Source organism: Bradyrhizobium genosp. L, from assembly GCF_015624485.1.
In the GTDB taxonomy this organism is placed as follows: Bacteria; Pseudomonadota; Alphaproteobacteria; order Rhizobiales; family Xanthobacteraceae; genus Bradyrhizobium.
On record NZ_CP061378.1, the window covers coordinates 5,919,147 to 5,934,764 of the forward strand.

Here is a 15,618-nt window from a genome sequence, read left to right on the forward strand (position 1 = left end):
CCGCGCAATCACGTCATCGAAACTTCACCAAACCGCAGCAATGCGACGCGACGGCGATCTCCCACATCGCCGTCGCGGCTGGCTGCGCGCCACCAAACTCTGTCCTGAATTTCGGCGAAACTCCGCCATCTACCCAAGGTAGACGTCTCCTGGTGAAGCGCGGCCGCAGCCGGCGCTCGCGAAGCGCTTTCGGAAATACAACCTGGAGTTAGGTCATGCAGCATCTGCCCAACGATAGCCTCACCGTCACCTTTGACTACCCTGGCACAATCGAGACCCTGTACGGCGACGCCGGCTTTCCGACCACCGGCGATGTCGTGGGCGGGAACGATACGGTGGGGGTCGACATCGCCACCGACGATGCAAGCGTCACGGTCTATGGCGAGGACAACACAACGTTGCACGGCCGGGATCACGGTGGCGACGACCTGCTGGTGGCGAGCCTGGAGAGCCACCACGGCGACACCGTCGTCCTGATCGGCGATGCCCAGTCCATGATCGACGGCGCCAGGGGCGGCAATGACGGGCTCGTCGTCGATGCCTCCGGCGCTCTCAATAGCAACATCTCGGTCTATGGCGATGTCGCGGGCAACATGTCCGGCAATTCGCTCGGCGGCAATGACAGCATCATCGGCAGGTCCGGCGGAGGCTACAACAACGTCTATGCCGGCGATGCCGGCGGCGCCATGAGCGATACCGCGCACGGCGGCAATGACACGCTCAATGTTGATCTGCCCACCGCACCCACGACAGATGGCGGAGCGGTGCTGAGCGGCGACGCCATCGGAACCATGAGCGGGAGCGCCCATGGCGGCAACGACAGCCTGACCCTGACCGGCGGCGGCACCGACGGCGTTAGCCTCATTGGAACCCTGGCGGGGGATTCCGACACCGCGCTGATCGACACCGCCCAGGGCGGCGACGATACCCTCACCGTCAACATCAGCGGGCAGGCTGCGAACGTCTCCGTCACGATGTATGGCGACGCCCCTACCATGGCCGGCGCCGCGCATGGCGGCAACGACGTCCTCAACGGCGGGGCCGGCAACGATATCCTCTACGGCGATGCCAGCAACTACGCCTTCGCGGACGCCGGCCTGATCACCGGCGGCAAGGACACGCTCAACGGCGGCGCTGGCGACGACCAGCTCTGGGGCGGGCCGAACGACGACACCTTCGTGTTCAACACCGGCTCCGGCAATGACGTGATCAATGATTTCGACCAGGGCAATAGTGCCGTGCACAGCACGGCAGCGGAGCACGACCTGATCAATGTGCACGATTACGGCTTCGCAAGCTGGGCGGCACTGTCGAGCCACATCACCTCGGATGCCGATGGCAATGCCATCATTTACCTGTCGGCCAACGACACCATCACCTTGGACGGGGTGCACCCGGCCGCCTTGCATCAGACCGACTTCATCATCTGAGCGCATTGCGCAGGGCGCGATCTCGCTCCGCGAAGCGCGGAGCGAGGGCCGCGCTACTCGCCGCCCCAGCGCCAGCGCGGCGGCTCGCCCTTCCACCAGCACACGGCGGCGAACAGCAGGCTCAACACGACGACGTAGCCGATGAACTCCGGCCGCGAATGCCGGGCGATCGTCGCGGCGCCGATCGCGATCAGCGCCAGGAAACCCGCAAACGCCACCCAGCCTTGCCAGGTGATGGGAAATCCCCACCCCCAGCCATAGCGCTTGGCGGGAAACCAGTATCCGGGATCATGCTGCATGGGATTGCTCCTACGCTTGCTTCGCGATCACACCTTGCCCGCCCCGCAAATTCCCTTCAGCGCACCCCATTCGGCGGCCGACAGCAGCGGCGGCCCGCTGAGCGTGCTGCCGGCGTCGGCCTTGCTCATCCGCGCCAGGCGATCCTCGGTGAGCGGATGGCTGGAGGCGATCGAGATTCCCTTGCCCGCTTCCTTGCCGGTGACGCGGAAGATCAGCTCGCCCATCGGCTTCGCCGGCCGGCCAAGCTTGTGCATAGTCTTGATCGCAAAACTGTCGGCGTTGCTTTCGGCGTCGCGCGAATAGGACGCCGTCACCAGCGAGCGCGAGGCGAAGATCAGCGCACCGGAGCCGGTGATGTCGCCGAACAGGAGTCCGATCAGGAACGAGCTTCCGCCATTATGGATCAGTTCGCGCATGCTGTCGCGATGCCGGAGATGGCCGAGCTCATGCGCCAGCACGCCCGCGACCTCGTCGGGATTTTCGGCCTTCGCCAGCAATCCGTCGAACAGATAGATCTTGCCGCCCGGTAGCGCGAAGGCATTCGGGACCGCCGTCGCCAGCACGCCCGATTGCACCGAATTGTCGAAGCCGCCGGAGGCGCGCAAGGTGCCGACCAGCTTTTCGAACGCGGCCTGCCCGGCGGCATTGTCGCATCGCTTGCCGCCATTGAAGATCACCTTGACCTGCGCCTCGGCGACATCGCCGAGCCGCCGCTCGAAGGAGGCCGGCACCAGCGGCGTCAGCCGCTCGGCGGCGAGCGGCACGCCGAACAGCACCACCAGCACGATCGAAACGGCGGCCCCCAGCGACCAGCCGACGATCGCAGCGACGCCCCTGCGGTTCGGCAGGCCGTCGTCGAGTTGGTCGCAGCGCACACCGAGATCGGCGGCCAGGCCGGCGTCGCGGATCTCGAGCCGCGCCAGCGCCGGCGCGCTCGTGCAGCTCAGCCGCAACAGGCCGGCCGGGCTGTCGGCGCGGCGGATGTCGTGATAGGCCCAGCGCGCGAGCAGCTCGCCGTCCTGATCGCCGTTTTGGCGGATCTCCAGCGCATCGGACAATGTCAGCGCGACCACGCGGCGCCGGCTCGACGCTCCGTCGAAATAGACGCCGCCGGCCGCTGACTGCGCGGCGGGACTGAGCGCGCTGGGATCGGTGTCCATGGCTAGAAGCCCGCGACGTCGAGGCCGTCGGCAAAGCCTTCGCCGAGCGCATTGGCGAGCTCGCCGCGCGCGGTGACGTTGGCGGCGGCCTGCAGATTATGCACGATGGTCGAGGACAGCACCCGCACCCAGAGATCGCGCATCAAATAGACCCGCATCACCACGTTTGCCGCCAGCGCCATCGCGAGGTAGCCGATGCCGAACAGGATCAGGAGCGGAATGCTCTTGGTGAACGCCTCCTGCTTGAAGAAATCCGCGATCGAGGAGCCGCTCATGCTCGCAACCAGGAACGTGCAGAGCACGAGATAGAGCGCGAACACCAGGCCGAGCAGTGCCATCCAGCCGATCACCTTCCAGTACAGCCCGATCAGCGCGCTGCGCCGCATGGTGGATTCCAGCCTGACCTCGCCGAAGCGGATGCCCGACAGCCACCAGCGCCACTCGATCGCCTTGTAGGCGCCGTAGACGAACGGCGTGAAGACATAGAACGACAGCGCGAACGGCGTCAGCAGCCACAGCCACCAGCCGCGCTTGAAGAACTCCCAGCCGCGGCCCTCGAACGAGCCCTGCAGGTCGCCGTAATAAGAATGGCGCATCTTGTAGCGCTCGAGCGCGGCCTCGCGCCACGGCAGCGCCAGGCCGAAGGTGACGAGGACGAGAAGGCCCCACAGCGAGGACTGCAGCGCATAGATCCAGCCCGAGCCGCTCATCCAGAAACGGACGCCGCGCCACACCGTGCGCGTCAGCCGGTAGCGCCGCGCACGATAGATCGCGAATTGCCCGAACACGTAGAAGAACGCGACCAGCGGCAGCGAGGCGAACGCCTTGAGATGCTCGGCCTCGATGCCGACCAGGAAATAGCCGAGATAGATCGGCACCAGGATCGCGAGCGCGACCAGGAAGCCGATCAGGAGCTCCTTGCCGCGGCCGGTATATTCCGGCGCGTCGCCGTCGATCACCGTGTTGGTCCAGAGGTGACGGCGGATATCGGTGGAAAGCCAGAACCGGTAGAAGCCGACCGTGACGAGCTCAAGGCCGGCGCCGCGGACCACGAGGTGGAAGAAATCCTTCCGGTTCCCGGTAAACGCCACCGGCATCGGCGGCGGATCAGGCTGCGGCGGTGGAAGCGGCGGCCCCGGCGGGGTCCAACTCATGTCATTCACGGGACAGCTCCAGGACGGTGACGATCTCTGGCGGAGAGAAAGCACACATTTGTCGCAGCGAGTGTGATCCAGGTTTCACAGCAGGTCGAGGGAACGGGCAGGTTTTTGGCGAGATGCGCCTGGCTTGCATTAACGGGGGGTTGCCTCGGAGCGCGAAAATCGGCGAGCGGTGTGAGGGGGTTGTTGATCCAGTCGCGCGAGATAACATCGGCCGTCGCCCGAAGGTGAGTGCTTCGTCGAATCAAATTTGTCGTCGCGCCGACATCGCCAAACCAAACGCTGTTTCAAACGGCGTTGGTTGCCACCCTGCCCTGCACCGTTCAGGAAAGGCCCGGAATTGGCCGCTTTGGGAGGCTATCGATGCGGCCAAATGTGTCGCGATAGTCCTTGCGCAAACCGCCGAATGAGAATGTAATTCGATAAAACATCGCGCCGGCCATGCTCCGGCGGCCGAACCGGTTGAGGAGCCGCTCATGCACGGGACCATCGATCTCGTCGAAGACGCCAATCTGGATGCCGCGCGCGAGCGCGCCAATGCGCTGCCGCTCGCCGACTACGATCCGGGCGATCCCGAGCTGTTCAAGTCGGATACGTTCTGGCCGTATTTCGACCGGCTGCGCAAGGAAGACCCGGTGCATTACTGCAAGGACTCGATGTTCGGGCCGTACTGGTCGGTGACCAAGTACAACGACATCATGGACATCGAGACCAATCACGCGGTGTTCTCCTCGGCCGCCTCGCTCGGCGGCATCACCATCCGCGACGTACCGCCGGACCTGCGCCGCGAAAGCTTCATCGCGATGGACCAGCCGCGGCATTCGGCGCAGCGCAGAACCGTGGCGCCGATGTTCACGCCGACGCATCTCGACGAGCTCGCCATCAACATCCGCAAGCGCTCGACCGAATGCCTCGACAACCTGCCGCGCGGCGAAATGTTCGACTGGGTCGACAAGGTCTCGATCGAGCTGACCACGCAGATGCTGGCGGTGCTGTTCGACTTCCCCTGGGAGGACCGCCGCAAGCTGACGCGCTGGTCCGACGTCGCGACCACCCTGCCCGGTGCCGGCGGTTTAGTCGCCACGGAAGACGAACGGCAGGCCGAGCTGATGGAATGCGCCAGCTATTTCGCCCGGCTCTGGAAGGAGCGCGCGAACCAGCCGCCGAAGAGCGACCTGCTCTCGATGATGGCGCACTCCGACGCCACGCGGAACATGGACCCGAAGAATTTCCTCGGCAATCTGGTGCTGCTGATCGTCGGCGGCAACGACACCACGCGCAACACGCTGTCGGGGAGCATCTACGCGCTCGCCAAGCACCCCGAGCAGTACAAGAAACTGAGGGACAACCCGGCATTGATCGATTCGTTCGTGCCCGAGGTGATCCGCTGGCAGACCCCGCTGGCGCATATGCGGCGCACCGCGCTCGCCGACTTCGAATTCCGCGGACGCCAGATCAAAAAGGGCGACAAGGTCGTGATGTGGTACGTCTCGGGCAACCGCGACGAGGAGGCGATCGAGCGTCCTTACGTGTTCGACATCGAACGCGCCCGCCCGCGCACCCACATCTCGTTCGGCTTCGGCATTCACCGTTGCGTCGGCCTGCGGCTCGCCGAATTGCAGCTGAAGATCATCTGGGAGGAGATCCTCAAGCGCTTCGACACCATCGAGGTGGTGGACGAGCCGCAGCGGGTCTATTCCAGCTTCATCAAGGGCTACGAGACGCTGCCAGTGCGCATTACGGCGTGAGGCAAGGGAAGTGCCTTCCCTCTCCCGCTTGCGGGTGCGACCTCCCCCGCAAGCGGGAAAGGTGCAAGTCAGAACATTCGCTGGAGCAAGAAACGATGAACGTCCAGACCGCCGTCCGTGCCGACCGGGCCGAGCTGCTGCGTCAGGCGCGCGAGGAAGCCTATGCGACGCCGCTTGCGGATTTTCATCCCGGCGCGCCGCGCCTGTTCCAGAACGACACGCTGTGGCCGTTCTTCGAGCGGCTGCGCAAGGAAGAGCCGGTGCATTACTGCACCAATGCGCCGATCGAGCCTTATTGGTCGGTCGTGAAATACAACGACATCATGCATGTCGACACCAGCCACGGCATCTTCTCCTCGGATTCCACGCTGGGCGGCATCTCGATCCGCGACGTGCCGCCCGGCTATGACTGGCCGAGCTTCATCGCGATGGACCAGCCGAAGCACGCCCATCAGCGCAAGACCGTGTCGCCGATGTTCACGCCTGATCATCTCGACGAGTTGGCGAAACTGATCCGGCAGCGTTCGCAGAGCGTGCTCGACAATCTACCGCGCAACGAGACCTTCAATTTCGTCGAGCGCGTCTCGATCGAGCTGACCACCCAGATGCTGGCGACGCTGTTCGATTTCCCCTGGGAAGAGCGGCGCAAGCTGACGCGCTGGTCCGACGTCTCGACCGCGCTGCCCAAAAGCGGCATCGTGGAATCGCCGGAACAGCGCCGCCGGGAGATGGACGAGTGCTATGGGTATTTCTCGAAGCTGTGGAACGAGCGCGTCAACGCCCCGCCGAAGAACGACCTCTTGTCGATGATGGCGCACTCGGACGCCACGCGACACATGGACCCCGACAATCTGATGGGCAACATCATCCTGCTCATCGTCGGCGGCAACGACACCACCCGCAACACCATGAGCGGCTCGGTGCTGGCGCTGCATGAGCATCCCGAGCAGTTCGCGAAGCTGAAAGCGAACCCAGACCTGATCGACACCATGGTGCCCGAAGTGATCCGCTGGCAGACCCCGCTCGCCCATATGCGGCGCACCGCGCTGGTCGATACCGAGATCGGCGGCAAAAAGATCAAGAAGGGCGACCGCGTCGTGATGTGGTACGTCTCCGGCAACCGTGACGACGAGGTGATCGACCGCCCCGACGAGTTCATCATCGACCGCCCCCGCCCGCGCATCCATCTCTCCTTCGGCTTCGGCATCCACCGCTGCGTCGGCATGCGGCTCGCCGAACTGCAGCTCAAGATCGTCTGGCAGGAGATGCTGAAGCGCTTCGACCGCATCGAGGTGGTCGGCGAGCCGAAGCGGGTCTATTCCAGCTTCGTGCGGGGGATCGAGAATTTGCCGGTGCGGATTCCGGGGTAAGCTCAGAACTGGAACGGGACAACCGACACGGACACCTTACCGTCCGACGCGCGCTGAACCGTGAAATCGATCTGCTTTGACGCCTTGGTGTTGCCGATGCTCACCGAAATGCCGCCGCTGCACTGTAGCGTCCGCTTGTCCGCGCTGGTCGAGGTCGTAACCATTCGCTCCGTGAGGAGATAAAGCGGCTTGTCATTATCGGGATTCGGCTTTGCGGTCGATTCCCTAGCCGCGTAGTTGACCAGTGGGTTGTGATGGTCGGCTTCGACGGTCTGCAGCACGGCATTCCGGGTGTCGATCGAGTCGCAGCTAAGCTGCTGGTCGCCGCAGGCGCTCAATAGAAACAGCAACGGAAAACCACAGGCGGCAAACGATCGCTCGCAGAAATTCGGCATCCAAAATGCCTCGCGTGATTGAGGACGTCTGACAATCGACCGCGGGACGCATTGTTCCAAACGCTGGATCACCCGAGTGGGTGATGACGAGCTATCGTAACATCCTTAAGTTGCGAAATCGCTCAGCAAACTCCAATAATCATCCCGACACCGGGATTGCATCCATATGGAGGACGTCAATGCCGAAAGCCTTTATCGAATACGATAAGCGCCTCGATACGGTTGACGACGACTTGACCGCCAGCCCGGAGATCGCGGTGACCGAGGAGAAGCCGTTCGACGGCGCGACCTTGGTGACGCTGTCATTCATGATCACACCGTTCCTGATCGATCGCGTGCTAACTCATCTCGAGAGAATGAAGCATCCGCCGGACATGTATCTCAAGGTCGAGATCGATGATGGTAAGAGCAAGGGACCGGTCAAGGTCTTGATGTCGCAGTTGAAAGACTATTTGCTGAAGCAGCTTAAAAATGGCTGACGCCGACCGCGATGACCTCCTGATGCACAAGCTCAGGCGGCGCTGCGTCATACGGGACAACGAGTTTTTCCTGCCAGATCCGAAGGAAATCTCGTTGTTCCGCGCGCACGCACCGAAAGGCGCGCTGCTGGCCGTGCTTGCCTCGGCGCAAGGTCAAATTTCGTCAGTCAAGACGCCGAGCAATCTGTGCATCATCTGGGATCGAATTCTGATCCGCGTGTTCAACGATTGCTTCCTCGAAATCATGGGCACTCTGGCGAAGGAGCCACAACCATCGCTCAACGCCGCCAAAAGCTTGATCGCAGCCGTGCTTGCTCTTTTGTCGCTTCGATTCTTTGAACGGGAGCCGGCGCTGGGAACAGGCGTCGAAATCGCAAGAATGGCTCTTGTTCAGCAATTGCCCGATGAGCCGCAGACCACGATGTCCATTGCAGGCATGGACCTGTCCAGATTGTTCCGCTTGTTCGTGCTCGCGCACGAGATCGGTCATCTGCGATATATCAGAAATGAAGACCTTGCTCGGTCAACGGGCTTCTTCCGTGACCTGCTCGATCAATTTCCCATGTGTCTGACTTATGTCGACGGCAACGTGATCTTCGGCGGCATGGAGGGCTTCGATCGCGAGAAGCACAACGCGCCTGAAAAGACACGTAGGTTGATTGCGGCGTTCAAGAAGGAGGTCGAGCGCAACGGAAATTTCGTCGAAGAGCTCGCCGTGGATGCCGTGGCGACCGAAGCCCTGGTATCCTTTGCGGTATTGCAGCTTGCCGCCAACCTGGAGGGAAGGACGATATCCGGAGAGGAAGCGAAGGGCGAATGGCGCCCCTTGTTCATCAACCTCTATCATCGCGACCCCGAACTGATCATGAAAGAGATGTTCAAGGCACGCACGGCGATCCGGCTCGGCGGCTATTTATACAGCCTGACGGCCAACATCGAGAACCTGGTGCGGCAGGCGAGAAATGGATTCGACTTTTCCTTGCCGACCGCAACGGACCTATTGGCCGAAAATGCCACGCTCACGGAATGGAGCTTTCGGAATGACTTTCGTCAGTTTTGCTTCGATCGATTTGTGATCTCCAATTTTACCAAGGAAATTCCCGAATTCATCGACGCATACGAGAAGCTGGTCAACGATCCCTGCAACCTCGTCGAACGCAGGTTTTTCACTGTCTATCAAGGCATCGTTTCCTGGGACTTGCTGCGGCAGGTCACTGAAGTCGCGCATGAGGGCTATCGCAAGGCATCGGACGAACGGTTCGTCGGGATGGATGTGCCAATCCACGAGCCCGGCGCGGGAATCGAGTTCCTGCGGTGCTAGATCGTTCACGAGCACCGGGCAGAGCCGCGGAGGGCAGTCCAATAGCGATGTGCTCAAGGCCGAGCTTCCTTGCAACGCATTGGATGCGATGAGTGCAGGGAATCAACCCGATTTGTGCATCGTCGCCGGCGATTCGGTTGCTTTGCTGGATGGTCGATTAGCCGATTGCTCGAACTTGGCCGGGCGCTTCGCGCGCCATCCTGGACAAGCCCGGCGTCCTGACGCGGATTCGCGTCGGAGACCCTGCGCCCAAAAAGGCGGCACCGTTCCTCGAGGCACTGGTTGCCAGCAGAGGCTATGACAGCCAGCGGGTGAGTGGTAGAGTCAAGCCGAGCTTGATCGTCTTTGGCAATGCGGGTGACGGGCAAGACGCCTGCTGTCCGGGCGCCGACTCCCAAAAAGGAAGCCACCGATGACGTCTCCACGTGCCACCGCGAGCGCACTCGACGTGTACTCGCAAGGAGCCCCCTTTACCTATGCCACCGCGACCCGCATCCTGAAAACCACGGCGATATCGGTGTCGATGCCGGCTGGACATTCCTGGGACGCCGGCTGCGCGCAGTTCAGCGCCGTCTCCGTTCCCGATCCGACCACGGGACAGCAGTATTTCTGCCTCATCGTCGACGGGGCGGGGATACGTTACGACTTCACGCTCACTCCGGTGCACACACCCGGGCACCCGGATTCCCTCCAGGGAGGATTCGTCCTCACTGGCGCCGGCGGCTCAATCACCGAGTTTACGGGCTGGACCTACGTCATCGACCCGACGAGCGACCAACATTATTTCGTTTGCTCCGCATCGACCGACCTGGGCAACGGCCTGTATTGGAGTTGCCTGACGCAGACCTACAAATTCATTCCGCCAATGATGGAAACATACGAGCCAAGCGCCGGCTCGGGGCCGCAGGGCGTTTGGTCCATCGGCGACACCATCTGGTTCACCAAGGGAGACAATTCGCTTTGGCAAGTTGCCTTCGCCGACATGCTCGCCGGCACGACCACATCGTTGCAGCAGATCGGCTCGACCGGAATTGTGCAGGCGGTCATTTCCGACGGCGCGGCGCCGCCGACCTGCTACGTGCTTGCGGCGGTCGCGAATGGCGGCAGCTACGACCTCGTCGAGTTTCCGGCAGGCAGCCCGGCGAATGCCGTCACGATCCAGTCGGGGTTTAGTCCCGGCGGCCTCAAGACGACTCCCGACGGCGCGATATGGAATATCGTTCCCGATCTGAGCCAGAGCGATCTCAAGCAGCCGAAGTCGCAAGTCGCCATGCTGGTCCCGAGCTATCCGGTCAACGGACGTACGCCCGCATGGGTCGATCCATTTGCGGGCGCCGATCCATCGCTCTACGCAGCCGGAACGACGCAATCCATCATGGACGCGTTTCCGCTGTCTGCCACCGACGTCGTGCTGCTGACGACGCCGAATGCGAGCACTTACGTCTTCAATCAGTTTGCCCCAGCCACGGCGTGGCAGATGACGCGCGTTGCCATCGGCGTGTTCGATCAGCCCGCCGTTCCCTTCAATGCGTACACCGGCGATACGCTCAGCGCCTACACCCAGATCAGCCAAGACCTGATCAAGGCCGACTCGAATGCAAACGACATCAGGGCGCTGTATGGCCAGATCTCGTCGTCGCAGGCCAGCCAGTACTACGCCGCCCTGTCGACGATGACGGCTCCCTCGACGTTTTCGGATACCGCGGCGTGGACCAGCGTTCAAAACGACGTCCTCAACGAGCTGGGTGATCTCGTCTCGACGTCGTCGTTCTGGGATTCGATGTCGCAGGTCGTCAGCATCCAGAACCAGATCAATTCGATGGCGGTCGGCTACGTCGCCAACAGCCTTGCGATTCCGACCACGGCAACCCTGATCGACACCACCGCCGGCACGGTGAACGCGCTGAACATCGCGGCCCTCGGCGCAGGCAGCGGCGCCTCCATTCTCACCTGCATCGGCGGGTTTATCGCGGTCAGCGCGGCCGCGGACGCGGCGACGCTCGGCCTGTTCTCGGCAGGCGCGGCCATCGTCGGCATGCTGTGCTCGTTCTTCGGATCGCGCGCCACCAACTACACTATCAACGTCAGCGATCCCATGTACTTCATCAGCGCCAAGCTCGGCGAGGTGGACGGCGTCCTGGGCCAGAACTTCACCGAGACCCTGAATACGATCCAGTCCTACGCCCAAGCCAACGCCAAGGACGGCGGGATGCTGGCCGCGGTCGGCTCGCTCTACAGAAACGGGACCTGGACGGCGACGCCGCCGCAGTTCGAGCCGGGCTCGAGCCAGCCGCCCAGCTCGTTCCAGGCCTATTACAACGACTGCGTGCTGTCGTTGTTGCCGGCCTTCGTGCCGCTCGTGACCGCGATGGATTACACCATCATCAACGAACCTGGCGGTGCAAAGTGGAATACGTTCAAGGGGAAGCCGGTCTATGTGAGTCCTGCGCACACATTCTGGGACACGCAGGGCAACGAATACCAGGGCGCGTTGCTGCAATACGCGTCAAAGAGCGACCAGAGCAAGCCGCTCGGTCAGGATCTCGACGCGCTTCTGTTCACGACCTGGAATATTCCTTACGCAGAGGTCTTCCAGCAATGGAACATTTCGGAGCAGCCATCCTGGATTTCCTGATGACCGCGAACGCGCTCCTATAAAATTCCGGCATAGCTGCGCGCGCCAGATGCGAAGGGAATAATACCCCAACGCGCGGTAAACCTTCGGCATGACGACGCGCCAATGCGTCCCCATCCCGAGGCCATGATGGACCAGATTGCCGTTCACCAAGACAGCGCGACCAGCACCGACTGGCCGGTTGCGATCTACCGCACGCTGAAGCAGTTCGGCGTGGCGCAGGTGTCTTACGTGCCCGATGCCGGACATTCCAGGCTGATCAAGCTGTCGCATGCTGATGCCGCGATCAAGACCACGGTGCTGACCACCGAGGAGGAAGGCGTGGCGTTGTCCGCCGGCGCCTGGCTCGGTGGCGATCGCGCAGTGCTGCTGATGCAATCGAGCGGCGTCGGCAATTGCGTCAACATGCTGTCGCTGATGGCGAGCTGCCGCTTCCCGCTGCTGACGCTGGTGACGATGCGCGGCGAATGGGCGGAGTTCAATCCCTGGCAGATCCCGATGGGCAGGGCGACGCCGCAGGCGTTCGAGATCATGGGCGCCACGGTGCTGCGGCTCGACGACCCCGACGACGCCGAGGAGGTGATCTCGGCGGCGGCCTCGCTCGCTTATGACGGCGACCAGCAGGTCGCGGTGCTGATCTCGCAAAAGATGATCGGCCGCAAGAAGTGGACCAAGGAGACGCACTGATGTCAGCCCCAACAGGTACGCTCGATCGCCGCGCCACGGTGAAGACCCTGCTCGCCGACCGCGGCGATCTCCTCGTGGTGTCCGGGCTCGGCTCCTCGACCTATGATCTGTTCGACGCCGGCGATCATGCCGGCAATTTCTATCTCTGGGGCGCGATGGGTGGCGCGGCGATGATCGGGCTCGGGCTGGCGCTGGCGCAGCCGAAGCGGCCGGTGCTCGTCATCACCGGCGACGGCGAGCAGCTGATGGGGATCGGCAGCCTGCTGACGATCGCGACCAAGCAGCCCGGCAATCTGTCGATCGCGGTGCTCGACAACGGCCATTTCGGCGAGACCGGGATGCAGCTCAGCCATTCCGGGCTCGGCGCGAAGCTCGAGGTGATCGCGCGCGGCGCGGGCATTGCTTCGGTGAGCGATATCGCCGACATGGCGGGCATTGAAGCCTTCCGCACCGGCCTTCGCGATCTCAACAGTGGCCCACGACTGGCAAGGATCAGGATCGCGACCGGCGAGGTCGAGCGCGCGTTGCCGCCGCGCGACGGCGCATACCTGAAGAACCGCTTCCGCGAACATCTCGGCTTCGTGGTGAGATGAGGGCCAGTGAATGCATGCAATCCTGTCATTGCGAGGAGCGCTAGCGACGAAGCAATCCATGCTTCCGCGTATGCCGCTCGATGGATTGCTTCGCTTCGCTCGCAATGACGGGGCCCGCTCAGGCGAGCTGGATGTCCCAGAGCCCCTCGGCGCGCAACGCGGCGACCTCGTCGCGCAACAGCTTTGCGATCAGCGTGATCGCATTCGAGCCGGGATGCTCGACCGGCGCAGCCAGCGCCAGTTCGCGCCGTGGTGCGGGCCGCGCGATCGGTGCGGTCTCGAGCCGGCCCTCCGCCACCTCGCCGCGCACCGAGGACGGCGGCAGCAGCGTATAGCCGAGCCCCTCCTCGACCAGGCTGGTCAGCACGCGGAACGAATCCGCCTCGAGCTTGACGTCGACGGCGATCTTCTTCTTCGCGGCCGCATGCTCGATCAGCGCGCGGAGCCCGTGCGAATGGCTCGGCAGCACCAGGCGCTGGCGCAACAGCCAGCCGATATCGACCTGCTTCTTCTGCTTCAATCCGCTGCCGCGCGGGCCGACCGCGACGATCGAGTCGCGGCCGAGGCTCTGCACCGCCAGATGCAGGTCGACCGAGGGGCCGTAGATCACCGCAAGGTCCATCTCGCCGCGGTGCAACCATTCGATCAGGTGGCCACTGTAGCTCTCGACGATGCAGAGCGCGATGCCGGGATAGCGTTCCACCGTGCGCCGCGCCAGCCGCGCCGACAGCACGCAGCTCACCGTCGGAATCAGTCCCAGCACCACCCGACCGGACGGCGCGCCGCCGGCGGACTGGATGTCGTCGCGGATCTGGTCGATCTGCCGCACGATGCCGCTGGTGCGCGCCAGCAGCAGGCGGCCGGCATCGGTCAGCACCATGCCGCGGCCGTTGCGCGTGAACAGCTCAGTGCGCAGCTCGTGTTCCAGCAGCTTGATCTGCCGGCTCAGCGCCGGCTGCGCGACCCGCAGCGTATCGGAGGCCTTGCTCAGGCTGCCGAGTTCTGCGACGCACGCAAAGGTCCTGAGCTGGCGGAAATCCATACTTGCCAATCCTGGAAGGCAGGTTCATACGCTATAACAAAACAGCATAGGGAGTTTACCGGGGCCCCACAACAGCGGGCGCAGCACCCGGCATCCGCGCAACCACGCGATAAGAAGAACCAATGACCGCACACGACACCCCCATCGACGACCACACCGACATCCGCGGCGCCGTCGCAAAACTCTGCGCGCAGTTTCCCGGTGAATACTGGCGCAAGCTCGATCGCCAGATGGCCTATCCGAAGGAGTTCGTCGATGCGCTGACGGAGGCCGGCTACCTCTCGGTGCTGATCCCGGAAGAGTATGGCGGCGCGGGCCTGAAGCTGTCGGCGGCGGCGGCGATCCTGGAAGAGATCCAGCGCGCCGGCTGCAATGGCGGCGGCTGCCACGCCCAGATGTACACGATGGGCACCGTGCTGCGGCACGGCAACGACGCGCAGAAGGCCAAATACCTGCCGAAGGTCGCGACCGGCGAGTTGCGGCTGCAGGCGTTCGGCGTCACCGAGCCGACCAGCGGCACCGATACGTCGTCGCTGAAGACCTTTGCGCGGCGCGATGGCGATCATTACGTCGTCAACGGCCAGAAGATCTGGACCAGCCGTGCCGAATATTCCGACCTGATGATCCTGTTGGCGCGCACCACGCCAAAGGACGAGGCGAAAAAGCGCACCGACGGGCTGTCGGTGTTCATCGTCGACATGCGCGAGGTCAAGGGCAAGGGTCTGGAGATCCGCCCGATCCGCACGATGATGAACCACGCCACGACCGAAGTGTTCTTCACCGACATGAAGGTGCCCGCAGAAAACCTGATCGGCGAGGAAGGCAAGGGCTTCCGCTATATCCTCTCCGGCATGAATGCCGAGCGGATCCTGATCGCCGCCGAATGCGTCGGCGATGCCAAATGGTTCATCGCGAAGGCGACCAACTACGCCAAGGAGCGCAGCGTGTTCGGCCGGCCGATCGGCCAGAATCAAGGCATCCAGTTTCCGATCGCCAAGGCTTACGCGTCGATGCGCGCGGCCGAGCTGATGGTCAAGGAAGCGACGCGCAAATACGAAGCCGGGCTCGATTGCGGCGCCGAGGCCAACATGGCCAAGATGCTGGCGGCGGACGCCTCCTGGGAAGCGGCCAATGCCTGCGTGCAGACCCATGGCGGTTTCGGCTTCGCCGAGGAGTATGACGTCGAGCGCAAGTTCCGTGAGACAAGGCTCTACCAGGTGGCGCCGATCTCGACCAACCTGATCCTGTCGTTCGTCGCCGAGCACGTGCTCGGCATGCCCCGCTCCTACTGAGTTTGC

The 15,618-nt window shown here is 63.2% G+C and carries 14 protein-coding genes; 9 read left to right on the plus strand and 5 right to left on the minus strand.

The genetic code is table 11. The annotated features are described in order from the left end of the window. Nucleotides 1-215: 215 nt before the first annotated feature. Complete coding sequence (locus IC762_RS28165) at nucleotides 216-1,430, plus strand: calcium-binding protein (RefSeq protein ID WP_195785430.1); 1,215 nt, start codon at nucleotides 216-218, stop codon at nucleotides 1,428-1,430. 53 nt (nucleotides 1,431-1,483) lie between these two features. On the opposite strand, the gene IC762_RS28170 is transcribed toward IC762_RS28165, so the two are convergent. Genes IC762_RS28170 through IC762_RS28180 form a run of 3 tightly spaced genes read right to left on the minus strand, consistent with a single transcriptional unit; the run spans nucleotide 1,484 to nucleotide 4,044 of the window. Then, on the minus strand, nucleotides 1,484-1,729 hold the full coding sequence (locus IC762_RS28170) for a hypothetical protein (protein ID WP_195785431.1): 246 nt from the start codon (nucleotides 1,727-1,729) through the stop codon (nucleotides 1,484-1,486). Nucleotides 1,730-1,756: 27 nt separating this feature from the next. Beyond that, the gene (locus IC762_RS28175; RefSeq protein WP_195785432.1) at nucleotides 1,757-2,890 is read right to left on the minus strand and encodes a M48 family metallopeptidase; all 1,134 of its coding nucleotides are present in this window, start codon (nucleotides 2,888-2,890) and stop codon (nucleotides 1,757-1,759) included. 2 nt (nucleotides 2,891-2,892) lie between these two features. Next, the gene (locus IC762_RS28180; protein WP_195790320.1) at nucleotides 2,893-4,044 is read right to left on the minus strand and encodes a DUF898 family protein; all 1,152 of its coding nucleotides are present in this window, start codon (nucleotides 4,042-4,044) and stop codon (nucleotides 2,893-2,895) included. Between the two features lie 482 nt (nucleotides 4,045-4,526). Here IC762_RS28180 and IC762_RS28185 point away from each other — a divergent pair, with 482 nt between their 5' ends. Then, entirely contained in the window at nucleotides 4,527-5,798 is a 1,272-nt protein-coding gene (locus tag IC762_RS28185; RefSeq protein ID WP_195785433.1) for a cytochrome P450, read from the plus strand. Between the two features lie 95 nt (nucleotides 5,799-5,893). After that, a complete protein-coding gene (locus IC762_RS28190; protein ID WP_195785434.1) occupies nucleotides 5,894-7,168 on the plus strand; it encodes a cytochrome P450 in 1,275 nt (424 codons plus the stop codon). A 2-nt stretch (nucleotides 7,169-7,170) separates the two neighbouring features. Here IC762_RS28190 and IC762_RS28195 read toward each other — a convergent pair whose 3' ends face one another. Next, complete coding sequence (locus IC762_RS28195) at nucleotides 7,171-7,563, minus strand: hypothetical protein (RefSeq protein WP_195785435.1); 393 nt, start codon at nucleotides 7,561-7,563, stop codon at nucleotides 7,171-7,173. Between the two features lie 179 nt (nucleotides 7,564-7,742). Here IC762_RS28195 and IC762_RS28200 point away from each other — a divergent pair, with 179 nt between their 5' ends. The 5 genes from IC762_RS28200 (at nucleotide 7,743) to IC762_RS28220 (ending at nucleotide 13,278) form a co-directional block, all read left to right on the plus strand. Next, nucleotides 7,743-8,042: a hypothetical protein gene (locus tag IC762_RS28200; protein ID WP_195785436.1), complete on the plus strand. Its 300-nt coding sequence runs from the start codon at nucleotides 7,743-7,745 to the stop codon at nucleotides 8,040-8,042. After that, complete coding sequence (locus IC762_RS28205) at nucleotides 8,035-9,363, plus strand: hypothetical protein (RefSeq protein WP_195785437.1); 1,329 nt, start codon at nucleotides 8,035-8,037, stop codon at nucleotides 9,361-9,363. Before IC762_RS28200 ends, IC762_RS28205 begins: the two co-directional genes overlap by 8 nt. A gap of 412 nt (nucleotides 9,364-9,775) precedes the next feature. Beyond that, entirely contained in the window at nucleotides 9,776-11,998 is a 2,223-nt protein-coding gene (locus IC762_RS28210; RefSeq protein WP_195785438.1) for a hypothetical protein, read from the plus strand. 126 nt (nucleotides 11,999-12,124) lie between these two features. Continuing rightward, nucleotides 12,125-12,685 (plus strand): thiamine pyrophosphate-binding protein, encoded by a 561-nt coding sequence (locus IC762_RS28215; RefSeq protein ID WP_195790321.1) that lies wholly within the window; start codon nucleotides 12,125-12,127, stop codon nucleotides 12,683-12,685. Beyond that, complete coding sequence (locus IC762_RS28220) at nucleotides 12,685-13,278, plus strand: thiamine pyrophosphate-dependent enzyme (protein ID WP_195785439.1); 594 nt, start codon at nucleotides 12,685-12,687, stop codon at nucleotides 13,276-13,278. The genes IC762_RS28215 and IC762_RS28220 overlap by 1 nt, the downstream gene beginning before the upstream one ends. 118 nt (nucleotides 13,279-13,396) lie before the next feature. Here IC762_RS28220 and IC762_RS28225 read toward each other — a convergent pair whose 3' ends face one another. Further along, on the minus strand, nucleotides 13,397-14,320 hold the full coding sequence (locus IC762_RS28225) for a LysR family transcriptional regulator (RefSeq protein WP_195785440.1): 924 nt from the start codon (nucleotides 14,318-14,320) through the stop codon (nucleotides 13,397-13,399). 122 nt (nucleotides 14,321-14,442) lie between these two features. Between IC762_RS28225 and IC762_RS28230 the strand changes: the two genes are divergently transcribed. After that, nucleotides 14,443-15,612, plus strand: a complete 1,170-nt coding sequence (locus IC762_RS28230; protein ID WP_195785441.1) for an acyl-CoA dehydrogenase family protein — start codon at nucleotides 14,443-14,445, stop codon at nucleotides 15,610-15,612. The last annotated feature ends 6 nt before the right edge of the window (nucleotides 15,613-15,618 follow it).